This window comes from Allomuricauda sp. F6463D, assembly GCF_023015965.1.
Taxonomy (GTDB): domain Bacteria; phylum Bacteroidota; class Bacteroidia; order Flavobacteriales; family Flavobacteriaceae; genus Flagellimonas.
Genome location: NZ_JALKAN010000001.1, coordinates 1540484 through 1561662, shown reverse-complemented (window position 1 = coordinate 1561662; position 21179 = coordinate 1540484). Strand labels below are relative to the sequence as shown.

Annotated in this window: 20 protein-coding genes; 11 read left to right on the top strand and 9 right to left on the bottom strand. The window is 38.5% G+C overall.

The window, feature by feature from the left end; genetic code table 11:
• Positions 1 to 27: 27 nt before the first annotated feature.
• Entirely contained in the window at positions 28 to 399 is a 372-nt protein-coding gene (locus MWU56_RS06970; protein WP_247043260.1) for a hypothetical protein, read from the bottom strand.
• 243 nt (positions 400 to 642) lie between these two features.
• Between MWU56_RS06970 and MWU56_RS06965 the strand changes: the two genes are divergently transcribed.
• Both MWU56_RS06965 and secDF read left to right on the top strand, forming a co-directional pair.
• Positions 643 to 1569: a malate dehydrogenase gene (locus MWU56_RS06965; protein WP_247043258.1), complete on the top strand. Its 927-nt coding sequence runs from the start codon at positions 643 to 645 to the stop codon at positions 1567 to 1569.
• Between the two features lie 225 nt (positions 1570 to 1794).
• On the top strand, positions 1795 to 4761 hold the full coding sequence (secDF, locus tag MWU56_RS06960; protein ID WP_247043256.1) for a protein translocase subunit SecDF: 2967 nt from the start codon (positions 1795 to 1797) through the stop codon (positions 4759 to 4761).
• A gap of 59 nt (positions 4762 to 4820) precedes the next feature.
• Here the strand turns inward: secDF and MWU56_RS06955 are convergent, their stop codons facing one another.
• Both MWU56_RS06955 and rho read right to left on the bottom strand, forming a co-directional pair.
• On the bottom strand, positions 4821 to 6284 hold the full coding sequence (locus MWU56_RS06955) for a glycosyltransferase (protein WP_247043254.1): 1464 nt from the start codon (positions 6282 to 6284) through the stop codon (positions 4821 to 4823).
• A gap of 173 nt (positions 6285 to 6457) precedes the next feature.
• Positions 6458 to 8080: a transcription termination factor Rho gene (gene rho, locus MWU56_RS06950; protein ID WP_247043252.1), complete on the bottom strand. Its 1623-nt coding sequence runs from the start codon at positions 8078 to 8080 to the stop codon at positions 6458 to 6460.
• Between the two features lie 189 nt (positions 8081 to 8269).
• On the opposite strand from rho, the gene MWU56_RS06945 reads away from it, so the two are divergent.
• Complete coding sequence (locus tag MWU56_RS06945) at positions 8270 to 8680, top strand: DUF4293 domain-containing protein (protein ID WP_247043251.1); 411 nt, start codon at positions 8270 to 8272, stop codon at positions 8678 to 8680.
• 66 nt (positions 8681 to 8746) lie between these two features.
• Here MWU56_RS06945 and MWU56_RS06940 read toward each other — a convergent pair whose 3' ends face one another.
• Positions 8747 to 9697, bottom strand: a complete 951-nt coding sequence (locus MWU56_RS06940; RefSeq protein ID WP_247043250.1) for an MBL fold metallo-hydrolase — start codon at positions 9695 to 9697, stop codon at positions 8747 to 8749.
• Positions 9698 to 9699: 2 nt separating this feature from the next.
• Positions 9700 to 10194, bottom strand: coding sequence for a metallophosphoesterase family protein (locus tag MWU56_RS06935; RefSeq protein WP_247043249.1), 495 nt, complete (start codon positions 10192 to 10194; stop codon positions 9700 to 9702).
• 88 nt (positions 10195 to 10282) lie between these two features.
• Here MWU56_RS06935 and truA point away from each other — a divergent pair, with 88 nt between their 5' ends.
• Positions 10283 to 11038, top strand: a complete 756-nt coding sequence (gene truA / locus MWU56_RS06930) for a tRNA pseudouridine(38-40) synthase TruA (protein ID WP_247043248.1) — start codon at positions 10283 to 10285, stop codon at positions 11036 to 11038.
• Positions 11022 to 12794 (top strand): ABC transporter ATP-binding protein, encoded by a 1773-nt coding sequence (locus MWU56_RS06925; protein WP_247043247.1) that lies wholly within the window; start codon positions 11022 to 11024, stop codon positions 12792 to 12794. Before truA ends, MWU56_RS06925 begins: the two co-directional genes overlap by 17 nt.
• On the opposite strand, the gene MWU56_RS06920 is transcribed toward MWU56_RS06925, so the two are convergent.
• From MWU56_RS06920 to folP, 3 genes are read right to left on the bottom strand one after another with little or no spacing between them, the layout of a single operon-like run.
• Positions 12795 to 13577 (bottom strand): DUF3667 domain-containing protein, encoded by a 783-nt coding sequence (locus MWU56_RS06920; RefSeq protein WP_247043246.1) that lies wholly within the window; start codon positions 13575 to 13577, stop codon positions 12795 to 12797. It lies immediately after the preceding gene.
• Positions 13574 to 14362, bottom strand: a complete 789-nt coding sequence (cdaA, locus tag MWU56_RS06915; RefSeq protein ID WP_247043244.1) for a diadenylate cyclase CdaA — start codon at positions 14360 to 14362, stop codon at positions 13574 to 13576. The genes MWU56_RS06920 and cdaA overlap by 4 nt, the downstream gene beginning before the upstream one ends.
• Positions 14363 to 14406: 44 nt before the next feature.
• Complete coding sequence (folP, locus tag MWU56_RS06910; RefSeq protein ID WP_247043242.1) at positions 14407 to 15240, bottom strand: dihydropteroate synthase; 834 nt, start codon at positions 15238 to 15240, stop codon at positions 14407 to 14409.
• A gap of 94 nt (positions 15241 to 15334) precedes the next feature.
• Between folP and MWU56_RS06905 the strand changes: the two genes are divergently transcribed.
• From MWU56_RS06905 to MWU56_RS06880, 6 genes are all read left to right on the top strand, one after another.
• On the top strand, positions 15335 to 15877 hold the full coding sequence (locus MWU56_RS06905; protein ID WP_247043240.1) for a DUF1599 domain-containing protein: 543 nt from the start codon (positions 15335 to 15337) through the stop codon (positions 15875 to 15877).
• Positions 15874 to 16968: a BT_3928 family protein gene (locus MWU56_RS06900; RefSeq protein ID WP_247043238.1), complete on the top strand. Its 1095-nt coding sequence runs from the start codon at positions 15874 to 15876 to the stop codon at positions 16966 to 16968. The genes MWU56_RS06905 and MWU56_RS06900 overlap by 4 nt, the downstream gene beginning before the upstream one ends.
• 26 nt (positions 16969 to 16994) lie before the next feature.
• Positions 16995 to 17744, top strand: a complete 750-nt coding sequence (tpiA, locus tag MWU56_RS06895) for a triose-phosphate isomerase (protein WP_247043236.1) — start codon at positions 16995 to 16997, stop codon at positions 17742 to 17744.
• 12 nt (positions 17745 to 17756) lie between these two features.
• Entirely contained in the window at positions 17757 to 18584 is an 828-nt protein-coding gene (prmA, locus tag MWU56_RS06890) for a 50S ribosomal protein L11 methyltransferase (protein WP_247043234.1), read from the top strand.
• A gap of 22 nt (positions 18585 to 18606) precedes the next feature.
• The gene (locus MWU56_RS06885) at positions 18607 to 18882 is read left to right on the top strand and encodes an ATP-dependent Clp protease adaptor ClpS (RefSeq protein ID WP_247043233.1); all 276 of its coding nucleotides are present in this window, start codon (positions 18607 to 18609) and stop codon (positions 18880 to 18882) included.
• Between the two features lie 171 nt (positions 18883 to 19053).
• Positions 19054 to 19656 carry a hypothetical protein gene (locus tag MWU56_RS06880; protein WP_247043232.1) on the top strand — a complete coding sequence of 201 codons (603 nt, stop codon included), beginning with the start codon at positions 19054 to 19056 and terminating at the stop codon, positions 19654 to 19656.
• Positions 19657 to 19695: 39 nt separating this feature from the next.
• Here MWU56_RS06880 and MWU56_RS06875 read toward each other — a convergent pair whose 3' ends face one another.
• Complete coding sequence (locus MWU56_RS06875) at positions 19696 to 21174, bottom strand: PLP-dependent aminotransferase family protein (RefSeq protein WP_247043231.1); 1479 nt, start codon at positions 21172 to 21174, stop codon at positions 19696 to 19698.
• Positions 21175 to 21179 lie beyond the last annotated feature (5 nt).

Sequence of the window (21179 nt, the reverse complement as noted above, 5' to 3'; positions counted from 1 at the left end):
CCTATTTTCATATATGTAGTCTTCTGGTCATTCCCTGGTGGCGAAGACCGAGCCATTCTCCAAGGTTAATACTTCAGGTTCTTTGGCGCTTTCCAAGCTAACGGTGATGTCGTTTACTTGTGGGTCACCATATATAATAGAATAGGTTCCGTTTTCTTCGGACCATTTAAAATCGGTATAAAAAATTAATTTGGAATTGGAATAGCGCTGGTACCTGCCAAGGTAAACATCGTTGAATACCCATTCCTCACGAGTGGGATTTGTTCCTTTGTCTAGAATACCGGAGGATTCGGTTTTAGCCCAGATGCCCAATACAGGGTCATGATTATCGGGTACACGCGTACAGTTGCTTATGGCTATAATGCCAACAATAGACAACAATGAAAAGAGCTTTTTCATAGGTCAAGTAGGTTAAAATGATTTTGGGATTATTAGAACGTAAGTTTGTAGGAATCTATTGCATAAAAAACTTAAAATCTTTGCTTTTTATTTTTAATTCCGATGAAAATACATTTTGGCATTATTGGTAATTGAATATTAACTGTGCCATTTTGATAGATTAGGCCACTAAAACTGCCAAAAGTCAGCATTTTTTTGAGTCAAATACCGTATTTTTGACAACTAAAATTTAAATTTAATCAGATGAAAGTTACCGTAGTTGGAGCAGGCGCAGTTGGAGCAAGCTGTGCTGAATACATAGCAATGAAAAATTTTGCGTCAGAAGTTGTTTTATTGGATATCAAAGAAGGTTATGCCGAAGGTAAAGCCATGGATTTAATGCAAACAGCCTCCTTGAACGGTTTTGACACCAAAATATCAGGAAGCACTAGCGATTATAGTAAAACCGCCAATAGTGATATCGCTGTGATAACATCTGGTATACCGCGTAAACCAGGTATGACACGCGAAGAATTGATAGGAATCAATGCAGGTATTGTAAAAACTGTAGCAACCAGCCTTTTAGAACATTCACCGAACGTTACCATTATTGTGGTGAGCAATCCTATGGATACCATGACCTATTTGGTGCACAAGGCTACAGGATTGCCAAAGAACAAAATCATTGGTATGGGTGGAGCGTTGGACAGTGCTCGCTTTAAGTATAGATTAGCACAAGCTTTGGAGGCCCCAATATCTGACGTTGATGGTATGGTGATTGGTGGGCACAGCGATAAAGGTATGGTTCCGTTAATAGGACATGCAACCAGGAATAGTATTAAGGTATCCGAATTTTTGTCAGATGACAAAATGCAATGGGTAGTGGAAGAAACCAAAGTAGGTGGAGCTACCTTAACAGGTTTGTTGGGAACCAGTGCTTGGTATGCTCCCGGAGCGGCCGTTTCTGGTTTAGTTCAGGCTATTGCTTGCGACCAAAAGAAAATGTTCCCATGTTCAGCCCTTTTGGAAGGAGAGTATGATTTGGACGATATATGTATCGGAGTGCCGGTAATCTTAGGTAAGAACGGAATCGAGAAAATTGTTGACATAGAATTGTCAGATGCTGAAAAAGCCAAAATGCAGGAAAGTGCAGCTGGTGTTAAAAAAACCAACGGATTGTTAGAGATTTAAGCTCTAATAAACAGTAACCAACTAAAATGTCATTTCGGATGTAACTAACAAGGAATTGTCCATTCGTTTGAATGGGGATTTTTAAGTTTATTCGGAATGACATTTTCATTTTAACAGCGTAACGGTCAAGTGGAATTGCAATTACATCAATTTCTATTGTCAAATCTTATGGGAAATGATATATTTGCACGCTGTTTAAGAAAACTTCTATAAAATTAACAATCAATGCAGAATAAAGGACTTATAAGGCTTTTCGCAATCCTTTTTGGCTTGGTGAGCATCTATCAATTATCCTTTACTTTTATTACAAGTAAATTGGAGAAAGATGCTAAAGCGTACGCAGTTAGCCAAATTTCAGAAGCTGAAGAAGATTATGTTGCAAAGCGTGAAGCTTTAGAAGCATCGTATTTGGACTCCATTAGTGATAACACTGTTTTGGGTTTCACAAGTTATGACGATGCCAAGACAAAAGAGTTGAATAAAGGATTGGACCTTAAAGGAGGTATCAATGTTACCTTGCAGATTTCCGTAAAGGACATCTTGAAAGGATTGGCCGATAATACCAAAAATCCCATTTTCAACAAGGCTTTGGCCGATGCCGATGTAGCATCAACAAATAGTGATGACACTTATTTGGAGTTGTTCTTTGATGCATTTGACAATATTAAGGGAGATACCCAACTGGCATCACCAGATATTTTTGCCAATAAAGGTCTTAGTGACGATATCAATTTTCAAATGACGGATGATGAGGTAAAACCTATTATCAGAAGAAAAATTGATGAATCTATAGTTTCTGCATTTGAAGTTCTCAGAGAACGTATCGATGGTTTTGGTGTAACTCAGCCCAATATACAAAGAGAAGGAAATTCTGGTAGGATATTAGTGGAACTTCCAGGAGCCAGGGATATTGCACGTGCCCAAGAACTTTTGTCCAGTACGGCACAATTGGAATTTTGGGAAACATATCCTCAGAGCAACCAAAGCATTGGAACCTTTTTGGTAAACGCCAACGAGCGTTTAAAAGTGATATTGGAACCGGAAGTGTCCGAAGAAGAAGTGTCTAAACCAGAATCAGAAATTGACTCCTTGCTTTCCGATGTTGCCCAAGACTCATTGGATATGACACTTGAAACCAATCCGATTTTAGGCAAATTGATTCCAGCCGATCCCGGTAGCCATGCTATTGCGCGGGCCATGGTTTCTGATACTGCCGAAATTGGCAGTTATTTGAGAATGCCGGAAATCAAACGATTATTGCCAAACGACATTCAGTTTACCAAATTTCTTTGGGAAAGACCGTCCCAAGATATGGAGATAGTTGATTTATATGCATTAAAATCAAATAGAGAAGGTACTCCAAGAATTAGTGGTGACGTGGTCTCCGATGCACAGGATACCTTCGATCAATTTAACAAACCGGCCGTTAGCATGACGATGAACACTCGTGGTGCAAAAGAATGGGAAGAATTGACAGGAGATGCCTATAGTAACCAAACGGGAATAGCCATTGTTCTGGATAATAAAGTATATACAGCACCTGGAGTTTCCTCAGGTCCTATTTCTGGAGGACGTTCCGAGATTACTGGTACGTTTACCGTAAATGAAACCAAGGATATTGCCAATGTGTTGCGTGCAGGTAAATTACCCGCATCGGCAGATATAATTCAATCGGAAGTGGTTGGCCCATCATTGGGGCAAGAGGCTATCGATAGTGGATTTATGTCCTTTATGATCGCTATGTCTTTTGTACTTGTTTGGATGATCTTCTATTATGGGAGAGCAGGGGTTTTTGCAGACATTGCACTGGTATTCAATATTCTTTTGATTTTTGGAGTTTTGACCAGCTTGGGAGCTGTATTAACACTGCCCGGTATTGCAGGTATTGTATTGACAATTGGTATGTCGGTAGATGCCAATGTACTTATTTTTGAAAGGGTTAAAGAAGAGTTGGCTCGTGGAAAAGGAAAAGCACAGGCCATTGCAGATGGTTTTGGAAACGCTTTGTCCTCGATTTTGGATGCCAACATTACCACAGGATTAACGGCAATCATTTTATTTGTATTTGGCTCAGGGCCAATCAAAGGTTTTGCCACTACGTTGATGATTGGTATTGTAACATCTCTGTTTACTGCAATTTTTGTGGCCAGGCTTATGATTGAAGCCTATACCAGTAAAAAAGGACGTCGATTGGATTTCAGTACAGCAATTACAAAGAACTTGTTTACTAATTTGAATATCGATTTCTTATCCAAGCGTAAAATAGCATACATTGTCTCTATAATCTTGGTATCAATCAGTATGTTCTCGTTGTTTACCAATGGGCTGCAACAAGGAGTTGATTTTATTGGAGGACGTTCCTTCCAGATACGCTTTGAGAAAGCTGTTAGTCCATCGGAAATTGCTTCTGAATTAAATACTGTTTTTGGTAGTGGAACTAATGTAAAAACTTTTGGAGACGCTAATCAAATTAAGGTGACGACTCCTTATAAGGTTGACGAGGAAAGTGTGGAAGTAGATACTGAAATACAAAATAAACTGTATACTACGTTGCAAAATTATCTGCCGGATGGAACAACTTTTGAAGAGTTTACTGTTGGTGCCTCGGATAAAACAATAGGTATATTACAATCTGTAAAAGTAGGGCCTACCATTGCAGATGATATTAAGAAAAACGCTTTCTTGGCGATTATAGGTTCATTGGCCGTGGTATTCTTATACATTTTATTGCGTTTTAGAAAATGGCAGTTCTCATTGGGTGCAGTAGTTGCGGTTTTCCACGATGTTATGATCGTGTTGGGTATTTTCTCTTTAACAGGAAGTGTAATGCCTTTCAATATGGAAATAGACCAAGCTTTTATAGCAGCTATTCTTACGGTAATAGGTTATTCCCTGAACGATACTGTGGTAGTATTCGACCGTATTCGTGAAGTTACTGGACTAAAAGGTTGGAAAGGTGGAGAGCATATCAATTTGGCATTGAACAGTACTTTGAGCCGAACATTGAACACCTCGCTTACTACATTGATTGTGTTGCTGTCAATCTTCATATTTGGAGGTGAAAGTTTAAGAGGATTTATGTTTGCAATGATCGTTGGGGTTGTTGTTGGTACGTATTCATCCGTATTTATTGCAACGCCAGTCATGTTTGATTCATTAAAGAATAAAATTGCTTCTGCTACAGAAGAATAATATATTATAAAATACTTTTTGTAATAAAGGCCCTATTTATAGGGCCTTTATTTATAACGTTAAATTTTATTCTTTGATAGGACTTCGAGCCAAGAGATCAATTGGCTAAAAAGTGTAAAGTTCTGTATAACCCTTAACTGACCGTTAAACCCCCATTTGTCCCTTTCCTTGGGATGGTTGAGCATATATACCAAGGTTTTGGATAAACTTTCTATATCTGTTGGGTCTGGGTTTATTTGTCCAGTTTTATTATGGATAGCCTGAAATTTAAGCCCGGCAGCATTGGAGACTAATACAGGCTTTCTTTTCCACATGGCCTCTGTGGCCGTTAGCCCAAACCCTTCTTGGATGGAATTTTGCACAATAATGCTCGATGTTCGTTGAAGCGCATTTACAATCAGGGCATTCTCTTTCGGATTATCTAGCGGCAGTAATAAAATAGCAATGTCATTTTGGAGGTGCCGGTCAATTTCCATATATGTTTTTACCAGTTCTTTTAAAACTTCCTTACCTTCTGGGTCATCAGATACAAAGGCGGGGTCTGGCCCCCCTAAAACGAGAAGTGTCATTTCTATTCTTTTGTACTCAAGACTTTCTGGATCACCATTTTTCCGGTTGTCCAATTTCATTTTTATAAAGGCCTCCATCAGTTCCTTAAAACCTTTAAGTCTGTCCCATCGAGAGATTTCCGTCACTATAGGACGGTAGATTAAATCTAGATTTTCTCCAGCATCCAATACATCAAAAGAACCATCGGGCATAACTTTTCTGACCAAATGGTTATAGCGATTGTAAAGAATGGCCTTATGGTCGTCCAAAATACCGGATTGATATAGGATTCCAATGCATTTATGTAGTTGGAGCTCACGATTTTTGTGGCTTAGAGGGTCAATGGCCGGTGGAATAATGGATGTCCTTTTTTGTAATGATTTTGGGACATAGGCGGGTAAGCTAAACACAAAATGGTCGTAATCCTTTGTGTATGGCTCCAAAAATTCCCAAACGGCATTGGTAACGTCGGTATCATCCTCCAAACCAATATGGCATCTCCAAATAATGGAAACCTTTTTTTCTTTTTTGATCATGGCGGCCAAAGGCATTGGCTGTGGGTCGTGGACCACTACGATATCACCATCATTTATGAGTTCCAGTGCTTTTGGAAGGTTATTTCGATTGACTTCTTCATAAATTTTACGATCATCCTCAGTAAAAATCCCATTGCCACTTCCATGTATGGCATTGTGGATACGTTTGGTTAAATTAAAAAAGGCTTCTTTTTTTGCTTCGATGACCAACCATTCTATGGAGATGTCTAGTTCTCGTAAAATACGCATTTGGCTTGGAAGCATTTCTGCTACACCTCCACCTATAGCTGTAGAGTTGATCATCCAGATAGTTCGTCCTTTTAGGTTTTCAACCGGCTCTTGGGCTTGTTCCAAAAAATCCAGAACAGAAGAATAAAGGGATCCATACGCTTTGTAGTCCACAAGTTTGGCACCTGGCTTTACATTAATTTTTTGCATGTGCGGGAATAGTTAAGAATTGAATTCCTTTTAAGATAGCAAAAAAATGACTGGGTTATATAACTTTATACACAACAAAAAACCAGAGAAGCTAGCTCCTCTGGTTTAATTTTAATTATTTAAGAACTGTCAACCTATTTTAGGACGACTCATAGTATAAGAAAACAGCTAACTTACTGACTCATGGTAAGTAAAAACTCTTCGTTGTTCTTTGACTGCTTTATCCGTTGATCCATAAACTCCATAGCTTCGACTGGATTCATATCAGCAAGATATTTGCGCATGATCCACATACGTTGAATGGTGTTTTCGTCCAGCAAAAGATCATCTCTTCGCGTAGAGCTGGAAATAAGGTCGATGGCAGGGAAAATCCTTCTATTGGATATTCTTCTGTCCAACTGTAGTTCCATGTTACCGGTACCCTTGAATTCTTCAAAGATAACTTCGTCCATTTTTGAACCAGTTTCTGTTAAGGCAGTAGCGATAATGGAAAGAGATCCACCATTTTCAATATTACGTGCGGCACCAAAAAAACGTTTTGGCTTGTGCAGTGCGTTGGCATCTACACCACCACTCAGTACTTTACCGGATGCAGGCTGAACCGTATTGTAGGCACGGGCCAATCGGGTAATGGAATCCAAAAGGATTACAACATCATGACCACATTCCACCAAACGTTTTGCCTTTTCCAGAACTATATTGGCTACTCTTACATGCTCGGTGGCCTCTTTATCAAAAGTTGAAGCTACAACCTCGCCACGCACATTGCGTTGCATGTCGGTAACTTCTTCAGGTCTTTCGTCGATCAACAAAATTATTTGATAAACCTCCGGATGGTTTGCTGCAATAGCGTTGGCAATATCCTTCAACAACATGGTCTTTCCCGTTTTGGGCTGAGAAACAATCATTCCTCTTTGTCCTTTCCCGATGGGGCAGAACAGGTCCATGATTCTTGTGGAAATAGTGCTTTGCTTTTCTGCTAATTTGAATTTTTCCTTTGGAAATAATGGCGTAAGGTGTTCAAAAGCTACCCTATCTCGAACCACTTGTGGGTCCAATCCATTAATCTTGTTCACTTTAATTAAAGGAAAATATTTTTCACCTTCTTTAGGAGGTCTAATATTACCCAAAATAGTGTCACCGGATTTAAGCCCGAACAGTCTTATTTGCGATTGGGAAACGTAAATATCGTCGGGAGATGAAAGATAGTTGTAATCGGAAGATCTTAAGAAACCGTAACCATCTTGCATAATATCCAACACGCCTTCACTTGCAATAATGCTATCGAACTCATATTCAGGTTCTTTGTACCTGTTTCTTAGGTCCTTGTCAAAATTGTTGTTCTTTTTATCGTGGGTTGGTTTGTTGTGCTGAGGGTTTCTCCTGTTATTTTGGTTCTTTTGAGGGGTGTTGCTGTGGGGCCTATTATCTTGAGACTTGTTGTCTTGTGGCTTGCTCTCCCTTTTTTGAGGTTTTCCTTGCGGTTTGTTGTCCTCTTTTTTGCTTCTGGGCTCCCTTTTTTGAGGTGCTTTTTTAGGAGTATCAGTGTCGGCACTTTTTGTCTCCGTAGCTTTTGGACGTGGGGTTCTAGCTTTTCTGGGTTTTGGCGCAGGCTTTTCGTCTGTGGTTTCCGCAACCGTTTCTGCAACGGCTTTTGGATTGGAAGCCTGAAGATCCAAAATTTGGTATACTAGGTCTAATTTTTTTAATGATTTGAATTTGGGAACATTAAGACCCTTTGCAATTTCTTGCAACTCAGGAAGCTTTTTAGCTTTTAGATCTGAAATCTCGAACATTAAGTATTGAAATAAGTTAAACTTGTGTGATTCTAAATATGAAGTAAAGTTATTTGGATGCTACTGGATTAAAGGATTCCAAGGTAGGTACTTTATAATAACTGGACAATATTACGAATTATTTTTCAAGAATAAGGCTTAATTTCTCAAAAAGACACCTATTTTTGCTTTTCGAAATTGATTTGCACAATGATTCAGCGAATACAGACGTTTTTTTTATTGTTGGTGGGCCTTATTTCGGGTGTGCTTCCATTTTTTCTGAATTTATGGGTAGAGGTAGGTGGCAAGGAGGTATTTGCTCAAGACCAAGTTGTATTGAGCCTTGCATTTTATGTGGTAACTGTACTCGCCGTAATTTCAATAGTTATGTACAAAAAAAGACAAAATCAATTTGTGGTAAACAGATTGAATATGATATTGAACCTTTTTTTACTAGGATTTTTCGTTTATCGATCACTAAGCTTATCCGGAGGAACTGGAGTTTCTGAGAAGGGTATTGGGATGCTGATTCCTGTATTTTCTATCGTTTTTCTGGTCCTGGCCAACAGGGCTATCAAAAAGGATGAAGATCTTGTAAAATCTGTTGATCGCTTACGTTGAACCTAACATCTTAGTAGTATTAGTGCGAAAAAACCCCGGCTTTGGCCGGGGTTTTTACTTTTAAATTTATAAGCTAAACCGCTCGTTAAATTCTGCGATGTTAAATCCTTTTGACAGAACTTCTTGATACTTACTGCTTTTTTTGTTCAAAAGCGCATTTGTATGATTAAAGTGTATAAAATGAATCTTGGATTTGTCAACTTTTGAAAGATTTTCAAAAAGTTCCATGCTTTCTACTACAAAAGGATGAGGGATTTCACCAATATCTCTGGTATTGATTTCAGGCCCATCAAAAAATGTGGCATCCAAGAATGCGAAATCAACCGTTTGGATTTCTTTTACAATATCTTTTTCCCATTTGGACCATTTGTCGATATCGGGTATAAATAGTGCTGATTTGTTCGGTCCAATGATTTTATAGCCAACAGTTTCTGAATACTCATCCCTATGCGGTACCTTAAATGGAACTACGGTGAGGTTTGGGGTAAGCGTTGTTTTTACTTCATTTTGCAGTGGCTGGATTGCAATATTGTTTAAACGAACAAGTTGTTCCCATGGTCCATTAGTTTCCAAGAACAATTTCATTCCGGGCATAGCATAAATAGGAATGTTTTTCCCTCCAAAGGCCTCTCTTCCAAAATACATCAAACCTGTATAATGACCAATATGGGCGTGTGTGAGGAAAATACCATTAGGTGTTTCATTCGTGTTTTGTGCATGCTCTTTCAATAGTTTTAGCTGGGAAGTCATGTCGGGTGTGGCTTCAAAAAGATAGCTCCTATTGTTTGTGTGGTCAATCACCCCCAATGATACCACTTTGCGATTTGGTTCGGGATTATGGAACAATTCCGCACAACAAGATTTTTGGCACCCTATATGGGGACTTCCTCCATCTTGCACAGTACCCAATACATATAATGATACAGTGCTTTGTTCTGGTTGGTTGGTGGCATCGTCCTTCTTGGAAGAAGTACATGATCCTAAAAGGATTGCCAATACAATCAAACAGTTTTTCATAATTATCTTTTTCCTAATTCAATAACTTCAAGGTCAGTGATTTTATCCCCGTTTATCGAAAAACGAAGCATGGTCCGTATTTGGTGAAAACCATGCTTGCCACACGCCCCTGGGTTCATGTGCAGCAGATTGAGTTTTTTGTCGTGCATAACTTTTAAAATATGGGAATGTCCACAAATAAAAAGTTTGGGTGGATTGCTCTTTATTTCCTCCCTGATTTTTACATTATATCTGTTTGGATAGCCACCAATGTGCGTTATCCAAACGTCCACACCCTCGCACATAAATCGATTGTTTTCCGGGAATTCCTTTTGTATAATGTGATCATCAATATTTCCGTGAACCCCGCGAACAGGTTTTAACGCTTCCAATTGATCTGTTACAGAGAGATTTCCAATATCCCCTGCATGCCATATTTCATCAGCCATCGCAGCATATTTTAGAATAGTTTTGTCCATATGGCCATGGGTATCGGAAAGCAACAGAATTTTGGTCATTTCGCTAAAAATATGCTAAAAGCTTAGGCTTGGATTTATGTTGATTGGGATTGAATTATCTTTATCGATCTAAAATTAAGGCATTCTATTGAGATATTTTATCCAATTTTCTTATTTCGGGAAAGCATATCACGGATGGCAGAAACAACCCAACGCCATAACCGTGCAGGAGGTATTGCAGAATGCACTGTCCACACTATTGCGACAGAAAGTCGAAGTTGTAGGAGCAGGCAGAACGGATGCTGGGGTGCATGCAAGGGAAATGTTTGCACATTTTGACTTTGTTGAAATCGAAGATTCTGTGCAATTGAAAGATAGACTCAATGCATTTCTGCCGGTAGATATAGCCGTACAGAAAATCACTAAAGTTAAGCATGATGCACATGCAAGGTTTGATGCCTTGGAACGCACCTACGAATATTGGTTGGTAAAGGAAAAGGACCCTTTTCTTTTTGATTATGCACATTTTGTGAAACATCCTGTGGAATTGGATGCTATGAACCAATCCGCCAACTTGCTGTCCGAATACACCGATTTTGAATGTTTTTCAAAATCCAATACAGATGTTAAGACATTTAATTGTGATGTGCGGCAAGCCCATTGGAGAAAAGATGAGAAAAAATTGGTGTTCACTATCACAGCAGATCGTTTTTTAAGAAATATGGTTCGTGCCGTAGTAGGCACATTATTGGAAGTGGGTATGGGCAAAATGTCTCCCAATGATATCCATAAAGTTATTGCCAGTAAGGATAGAAGTAAGGCAGGAGTCTCCGTCCCTGCAAAAGGATTATATTTGACCAAGGTTTCATATCCAGAAGAAATTTTTGATGAGCAAAAAAGATGAAATAGGAAAAGCGTTTGATTTTAGATTGTTCAAGCGGGTTTTTTCGCGGACCAGGCCCTACAGGGGTATTTTTTGGTTGGTAGCTATAGTTGCTATTTTGTCTGCAGCATTTGCCATTGGCATACCCTTACTGGTAAAAACCATTATAAACGAATCTTTGGAGAACCGGGATGCAGGAGAACTGCTCCAAAATGTGTTGTTTATGATGGCTTTCTTGCTCGGTCAGGTAACCACCCAATTGTTGTTCAACTACTACGCAAACCTTTTAGGGGAATCAGTAATCAAAGATATCCGAATCAATCTTTTTGAAAAGATGACCAGTTTTAAAATGACCTACTTTGATAATTCCTCGATTGGTGTGCTGGTGACAAGGGCGGTTGCGGATATGCAGCGAATTGGTGAGATTTTTAGTCAAGGCTTTTTTATGATAGTTGCCGATGCCTTAAAAATGCTGTCCGCAGCAATTATTATGGTGATTATCAATTGGAAATTGGCCTTGATTGTATTTGCTATCCTGCCTATTATTTTAATTGCAACCCGTTTATTCCAACAAGCCATGAAAGTGGCTTTTGTTGAAGTGCGTGCCCAAGTGTCCAACCTTAATTCGTTCGTACAGGAACGAATTGCCGGAATGAAAATCGTGCAACTTTTCAATCGTGAGGAAATTGAAAAGGAAAAGTTCCGTGTCATCAATGAAAAGCACCAAAATGCATGGTTGAAAACGGTATGGTATAACTCTATATTTTTCCCAATAGCTGAAATTTCCAACTCCATAGGTATAGGATTGGTGGTGTATTTTGGGGTGATTCAGAATATAGAGAATGTTGGATTGGACAACAAAGGAGCCATTGTAGCCTTCTTTTTCTTGATGGATCTGTTGTTCCGACCACTTCGTCAGATTGCCGATAAGTTTAATACGCTGCAGATGGGTATGGTAGCAGCCAACCGTGTATTCAAAATTTTGGACACAGATAGCCATATTGATGATAATGGAAAAGTTGAGAAACAATCCGTTAAAGGAAATATTGAATTTAAAGATGTTCATTTTGGTTATGTGCCGGATGAGGAAGTGCTCCATGGTATATCATTTAAGGTGAATGCGGGAGAAACGGTTGCCATAGTAGGTGCCACTGGAGCGGGAAAATCAACTATTATCAATCTACTCAATAGATTTTATGAAATCAATTCAGGAAAAATACTGGTGGATGATGTGTGTTTGGATGATTATACTTTAAAATCACTCCGTTCGCATATTGCCGTTGTACTGCAAGATGTTTTCCTATTTGCAGATACCATTGCAAACAACATTTCACTACGTGATGAATCCGTTACCACAGCGCAAATCGAAGCTGCTGCCAAACAGATAGGTGTACACGAATTTATTTCAAGTCTGCCGGGAGAATATCAATATAATGTAAAAGAGCGTGGCACTATGCTTTCGAGTGGACAACGCCAATTAATTGCCTTTTTGCGAGCTTATGTGAGCAATCCAAGTATATTGGTTTTGGACGAGGCCACCTCATCGGTGGATACCTATTCGGAACAGCTGATTCAACAGGCTACGGACAAGATTACCGAAGGCAGAACCTCCATTATTATTGCCCACCGCTTGGCAACCATTAAAAAAGCCGATAAGATCATTGTAATGGACGCCGGTAAAATCATTGAAACCGGAACCCACAAGGAACTTTTGGAAAAAGGCGGGTACTATAATGACCTCTACAATGCCCAGTTCTTGGCGGAGGAAGTGGCTTGATCAGTTTTGTGGTGAAGGCAATAAATCTTCAATTCTTATTTCTCCTATCAATAGCATTATGACAGGTGTCAATATTGAGGTGAATAAATAAAGAACTGCCAAAATAAAATAGAACAGGAACAATCTGGATATTAGAGCAATACCATTTGAGCTTGATATTCTTATTATAACGTAAGATACATAAACGATCATAGCCAGAGAAGCGACCAATGAATAGTTTATATAATGTTCTGGAATAAATAGAAGTACTAAAATTGAGGGAATAAAGCTAAAAAGACTGAAATGGGCAAGAGTGTACATGAATATTATGATCCGCTCTGCAAAATTGTATTTCTTTTTATCAAAACATAACCAGCTGGATATGGCTATTAAAGGGATGTAAATCATGAAAATCAAAGCTTGATAGTCCAAGATAAAGCCCATCAGTTTTTCTTGATAAACGGTTTGGGCACCTGTTTCGAAAATATCAAACTCCATAAAATCTATGGACTTTGCCATCAGAAATACAACTATACCAGAAAGGGTTAATGCAATTCCAATATAGCTAATGGGATTCAGGTATTTTCTACGGACACCTTGCAAGTACCCCTCTATTACCACTTCAGGTTTGCTGAACAAATGAATAAAGGTCTTTATGAAAGTATTGTCGAGATTAAAATATCCTTCTAAGAAATCGTCCCATAGATTTTTAGAGGTAATTCTATTGCGAATCATTTTTGCGCCACAAGCTGGACAATAAAGGAAATCTGTTCGTAGTCTTGCGTCACAATTTTTACAATTCATTGTTCCAAATCCTTTTTAATACGCTTAATCAGTTCTTCTGTTCCCTTAAAAGGAACGAACTCACCATTTTTAATAAAAGATATGGACCCTGTTTCTTCGCTTACAACCAAACAGAGTGCATCGGTTTTTTCTGTGATGCCTACGGCCGCTCTATGCCGTAATCCAAAACGAAGCGGAATATTACGGTCGTTGGAAACAGGTAAGATTACTCTAGTTGCTGTAATATAGTTATCCTGAATAACGATGGCACCATCATGCAAGGGACTGTTTTTAAAAAAAATACTTTCTAAAATGGGCTGGTTGATCTTTACGTTCATCGCATCACCAGTGGATTTTACAAAATCCAATGAATTGTTTCGTTCGATAACAATTAGGGCACCTGTTTTAGAAGTACCCATACGTTCACATGCACCAATTATTGCATCGACGTTGGTACTTGTTAAAATGACCTCCTGCTTTAAAAATTTAAAATGTTTGAAAATGTTTCGTTTGGAGGCAAAATTCGTAGAACCTATCATCAACAAAAACTTCCGTATTTCCTGTTGAAACACTATGATTAAGGCAATCAGCCCAATGTTCATAAAACCACCGACCATACTGCTGATCATCTGCATTTGAAGAAGTTCGGTTAGCTTCCATAGCGCCCATACAATCACAATGCCAATAAAGATATTAATAGCTACTGTGCCTTTGACCAATTTGTAAATGTAGTATAGAAGTGCGGCTACAAGGACTATGTCGATGATATCTGTAACCTTAAATTCGAGAAAATTAAAAAAATCCAACCGCAGTGTTTTTGTAAAATTAGCAAAATTAAGAGAACATCAAATTAGAGCGCGTTTTCTTTTAAGGCTCCCACAAGTTTAATGCATTCTGAAGCTTCCCTAACATCGTGGGCCCGAACTATGTTTGCGCCTTTTAAAAGAGCGACAGTATGTAAGACCGTTGTTCCGTTCAGTGCTTCTTTTGGCGATGCATCCAACATTTTATATACCATTGATTTTCTGCTTAAACCTACTAAAATGGGTAAACCAAAGGTTTGGAACATATCCAAGTGATTTAAGAGTGTATAATTTTGTGCAGTAGTTTTGGCAAACCCAAAGCCAGGGTCAATAATTAAATCGTTAATTTTTTGAGAAGTGGCCTTTTGTATTTTTTCGGAAAAATAGGACCTTAGATCAGTTATTAGATTGTCGTACGTGGCTTTTTTCTGCATGGATTGCGGTGTACCTTTCATATGCATCATAATATAGGGTACCTGATGCTTCGCGGCAGTAGCAAACATTTCATCATCCAGATTCCCTGCGGAAATATCGTTGATCATCGCGGCACCATGTTCTATACTTTTAGAAGCCACTTTACCACGGAAAGTGTCCACGGAGATCAAAGTGTCTGGAAATTTTTTCAGTATAAGATTGATTACAGGAATCATCCTTGCCAATTCTTCATCTTCGGAAACATGCTCTGCACCTGGCCTGGAACTGTAGGCTCCCATGTCTATAAAAGTGGCGCCATGGTCGAGCATATATTCAACTTGGTTAAGTATGGAACGTTCCTCCTTATACTTTCCTCCATCAAAAAAAGAGTCTGGGGTAAGGTTAAGAATGCCCATTACTTTAGGCGATGTTAGGTCAACGAGTTCACCTTTGCAGTTTATGGTCATAAAAAATATCTGCTTTGTTGGGTTTCATTATCTTTGGCAAAGTGCTTTGTGCACAATCAAGTTGGACGAAATTTACGCAAATTAGCAACAATACATGCAGCATACTTCCCAACAATACGACGAGGTGATACAAACTTGCCGGGAATTGTTTTTAAAAAAAGCAAAGGATTATGGAACCGCTTGGCGAATTCTGCGGTTACCTTCATTAACGGATCAGATTTTTATTAAGGCACAGCGCATTCGAGGTCTTCAGCAAAACGCGATTAGGAAAATCGATGAAGACGAGCGTTCCGAGTTTATCGGTATTATAAACTATTCCATTATGGCGCTTGTCCAGATCAAAAAAGGAATCGTGGAGCAACCCGATATTGATATTGAGGAAGCAATCGAACTCTATGATAAGGAAGTGGCCAATACAAAAAAATTAATGGAAGACAAAAACCATGATTATGGTGAAGCGTGGAGAGATATGCGTGTAAGTTCTTTAACGGATTTAATTTTACAAAAGTTGTTGCGTGTAAAACAGATTGAGGACAATCAAGGAGCTACATTGGTTAGTGAAGGGGTAGATGCCAACTATCAGGATATGGTTAATTATGCGGTTTTTGCATTGATTCATTTAAACGAAGAAAAATGAAATATTTGGTCTGGATATCAAGAATTGTGGTTGGGGTACTGTTCATTATCAGTGGCCTGATAAAGTTGAACGACCCTTTGGGTTTTTCCTTTAAATTGGAAGAGTATTTTAGTCCTAGCGTACTGGATTTACCGTTCTTAATGCCATTGGCATTGGGAATCTCTGTTTTTGTAGTGATTGTAGAGGTAATTCTCGGTGTGTTGCTGCTTGTAGGTTTTAAACCAAAATTTACGGTTTGGAGTCTTCTGCTCATGATAATCTTCTTTACCTTTCTTACTTTTTATTCGGCCTATTTTAACAAAGTAACCGATTGTGGATGTTTTGGAGATGCTATTAAATTAACGCCATGGGAATCCTTTACTAAAGATGTTATCCTATTGGTATTTATTTTGATATTGTTCTTCGGTAAAAAATTTATAGTTCCATTATTTTCATCCAAGACCAATTGGATTATTGGTGCAACAGCGCTATTGGCCAGTATTCTGTTTGCTAACCACGTTTTGGCACATCTACCTTCCGTAGATTTTAGACCCTATAAAATTGAAGCCAATATCCAAGAAGGAATGTCCGTGCCCGATGATGCTCCACAGCCTATTTATGAGTATCAATGGCGATTTAAAGTAAATGGAAAGGAAGAAATTCATGTTACCGAAGGAGATTATCCTACGGTAGATGGAGAATTTATCGATGTGGAAACAACGCAGATTCAAGCAGGATACGAACCACCTATACATGATTTTACCATTGAGCAAGAAGGACAAGATTATGCAGCAGAACTTTTGGAAGAGGATAAATTGGTGATGGTGATAGCTTACGACTTGGCAAAGAGTAATTACGAAGCTTTTGAGGAAGTGGCCAAAGTGGCAAAAGAAGCAAAAGAAAAAGGATATAAGGTAATAGGAATGTCGGCATCGAGTAGTACTATGGCCAACAAGTTGATCGATACCTATGGATTGGATTTTGAGTTTTATTTTACCGACGAAACCACATTAAAAACCATAGTACGTTCCAATCCAGGTATTTTGGTGCTTAGCAAAGGTACTATAAAGCAAAAAGTCCATTATAACGATTTTAACGAACTTACTTTTTAAACATAACAATAAGAAAACCAAATAACATGAGAACAAAGATTGTGGCCGGAAACTGGAAGATGAACAAGGACCTACAAGAAACTGAGCAATTGTTGACCGAACTTTCGGCCAAACTACCAGATACCGATGCCGATGTTATCGTAGCACCCACATTCGTAAATCTACAAGCGGCAAAAAAAGCACTTCAAGATTCCACCATGCAAGTTGCTGCGCAAAATATGCACTTTGCTGAAAATGGTGCATATACAGGTGAGATTTCTGCAGACATGTTACTTAGTTTAGGTGTGGATATTGTAATTCTAGGACACTCGGAACGACGCTCACATTTTGGTGAGGATGATGCGTTATTGGCCAAAAAAGTAAATACAGCGATTGAAAAGGATATGAAAGTTATATTCTGTTTCGGTGAAGAATTGGAGGATAGAAAATCAGACAATCACTTTGCCGTGGTAGAAAGCCAGTTAAAAAATGCCCTATTTGATTTAGATGCAAGCGCATGGAGCAAAATTATACTTGCTTATGAACCGGTCTGGGCGATTGGTACGGGTGAAACGGCCAGTCCAGAACAGGCACAGGAAATGCACGCATTCATTAGAAAAACACTGGCAGACGGATTTAGTTCATCCATTGCCGAAGGTGTTTCCATTCTCTACGGAGGAAGTGTGAAACCAGCCAATGCTGCGGAAATATTTTCAAAACCTGATGTGGATGGTGGTTTGATCGGGGGAGCTTCTTTGGTCGCTACAGATTTCACGGACATTATCAAGGCAATTTAAATAGCCATTTTCATGGTTTACCTCGAATACGATTTTAAGATAGCTCCGCTCCAACCCGCAACCGATATTTTAATTGCGGAGTTGGGGGAATTGGGTTTTGAAAGTTTTGTGGAAAATGAAACAGGGCTATTGGCCTATATCTTAAAATCTGAATGGCAAGAAAATGGGTTGAAAGACTTATTTGTGTTTCAAGATCCAAACATTGAGATAGTTTGGTCGAGTAAGGAAATTGAGCAACAGAATTGGAATGCGGAGTGGGAGAAAAATTTTCACCCTATTAAGGTCGGGGACAGGTGTATGGTTCGTGCACCTTTTCACGCTGCAGTTGAGGTGGATTTCGATATCGTTATTGAGCCTAAAATGAGTTTTGGAACCGGGCACCACGAAACCACACATATGATGTTACAGCATATTTTAGATAATGACTTTTCTGGAAAGTCGGTATTGGATATGGGGTGTGGAACTGGAGTATTGGCCATTTTAGCTAAGAAAAAAGGAGCCGGGGACGTTGATGCCATCGATATTGATGAATGGTGCTTTTTAAATACCCAAGAAAATATTGAACGCAATGCATGCGACGATATAAAAGCATACCAAGCCGATAGTGGTTTGCTTGAAGGAAAACAGTACGATGTTATATTGGCAAATATCAATAGGAATATTCTTTTGGAAGACATACCTATCTATGCCAAAAGTCTAAAAAAAGGAGGCTCACTATTTTTAAGTGGCTTTTATTTTGATGATTTGGATGCAATTTCCTCAAAATGTGCCATCTATGGTTTGGAATTTGAAAAAAATTTAGAGAAGAACAGTTGGGTTTCAGCAAAATATGTAAATTAGAAAGACGTAAACTCCAATAAACATGGGCACCAAAGAAAAAGAGCTGGAAGATGTCCTTCTGGATGAAGAGACGGTAAAGGAACACGAAATAGTGTTGTTCAATGATGATGTTAATACCTTTGATCATGTCATAGAAACCCTTATAAAGGTGTGTGAGCATACACCCGAACAAGCGGAACAGTGCTCTTTGATAGTGCATTATAATGGAAAATGTACGGTTAAGACAGGTGAGTATGTTGTCTTAAAACCTAAATGTAGTAAACTTTTACAGGCAGGTTTGAGTGCAGAGATTGTTTAGAACCAGTTAATAATTAATGACTTATGTCTTAACAGACGCTTGGTTTTATTAATATCTAAAATGAAAACTTCATAAATACTTTACTTTTATTCATAAGTATTGATCATCCCAATTCATTAATTTTAACCGAAATAAACCAAAATTCAATCCGCTAACCATCCATTCTAAAAAATGAGCGAATTTTTTAAGGCCGAACTGAAAGATCGTTTTTTAGATTATGCACTTGACCGCAACGATTATTTTCAAATCCAGACCCTTTACGATGAATTTTTAAGACCCAATTATGATTTGGAATATGTCCAAAAATTGGTAAAGGAGATTCTAGAATACGACCCGGAACTTATAGATGTTATGGGCGGCAATGGTCTGGATATTTTTATGTTGTCATCTACGCCCAAAGCGGTAGGTTTTTTGGATGAAGGAGGATTTATGAACCTCTATGTAAAAGAGGAAGAAAAGTGGGATGTTTTTTTAGGTCAAATGTCCAACGCTCCCAAATTAACAAAGGAAGAACGAAAGTTGCTCAAGAAAAGCGGTTCCGATTCTAAACTTGAAAAAAGGTTGCTTATTGGTCTTATTTCTGCTGTGGTGATAAGCTTTTTGTTTACTGTTGTGGCCATTTTCAAAGAAACACTTTTAGAGCCGGATTATGTTCCCGCCGATGAGTTTGAACGTAAAATAAATCAATTAAAGGAACAGTATATCCTGGAGAACGAGAAACTGGAAAATGAATTGATAGAATTAAATCGTGTGTTAGACTCCTTAAAAAAATAATGCAGATTTTATTGATTTGATGGGCCAATTGCTGTTTGATCATCCTTTAAGTTGCTCCATAATTTCACTCATTTTCAAAATGGTTTCCTTAATCTGTTTTGGATTGACGGAACAGAACCCCATGACCAAACCATTTACATTGTTGGGAAGAATATAATAATTGCTCAATGCATGTACCTTAATATTATGCTCTGCGAATTTTTGTTCTAGATAAATATCCTGCATATTGACCTTATTGTGCGCAATAAGATGGAGTCCTTCACTTGAAGTGTCTAAGGAAAAGAAATCACTCATTGTGTTATTGAAATGATGAACAAAAAAATCTTTTCTTTCTTTAGCCGTATCAATAACCTTTCTTAAATGTTTGTTCAAATAATCTTTTTCGATGAACGCACTCATGGCCTTTTGGTTTTGTCGAGATACAAACCTGCTGGATTGTTGATAGAGTGCACTTACCGGTCCCACAAGCTGCTGTGGTAAGATCATATAGCCCAATCGTAAGGATGGATGAATCAGTTTGTTGAATGTGCCCAAATAAATCACCCTTTCCTGAGTGTCCATGCCATAAAGTGAACCCAGCGGTTTTTCCCAATTACTGAACTCATGATTGTAATCATCCTCGATAATAAAAGTCTCATTTTTTACAGCCCATTTTAGCAATTGGTAACGTCTCTGCATACTCATTTTAATCCCAGTTGGATATTGACAAGAAGGTGTGGTGTAAACAAACTTGGGTTTATGGCAGGTTATTTTACTTAAATTAAGTCCTTCAGAATCTACTTGGGCAGCATGAATTTTGACCTCCAAACTTTTAAATAATTTGTATGCCATAGGATAAGTCGGGTTTTCGACCACGATGTTATCATGGGCTTCCAGCAGAATATTGGAAACTAAATAAAGGGAGTGCAACGATCCCGTTGTAATAATAATTTGATCGGGATGGCAATGCACGTTTCTATATACTTTTAAGTAATGAGCCAGATTTTTTCGAAGACATTCCAGTCCTATGGTGTTACAGTAGGATAATTCAGAAGGAGTAATTCTTTTCCAGTAATCATCAATAAGCTTTTTCCATATTTGAACAGGGAAAATATCCAATGGTGGAAGCCCTGGTCTAAACGCCACCCCTTTTGTAGAATCTCCTTCTAGCCATGTTGCATTTTCGGAAAAAGCTTTGCCTTTTTGAGAAAGTGTGGGGTAACCTCCCTTTTTTTCAATAGCGGAAATGTTGAGTTTAATCTTCTTGTTTTTAGGAGCCCTCACAAAATATCCAGAACCTTTTTTGGCAGTAATGTAATTTTCTACAAGTAGAAGATCTATAGCTTTTAATACGGTGCTTCTGGATATACCAAGATCATTTGCCAAAACCCGCGAGGGCGGGAGTTGGTAACCGGTCTCCAAGGATCGGTTCAATATAGCTTTTTTGAACGCTGTATAGAGGTTGACATAAATTTGAGGTTGTTTTACATCCAAAAAAAAGCCATTTCGTGCTAAAAGGCCTTTAATGTTAAAATGCATAATTG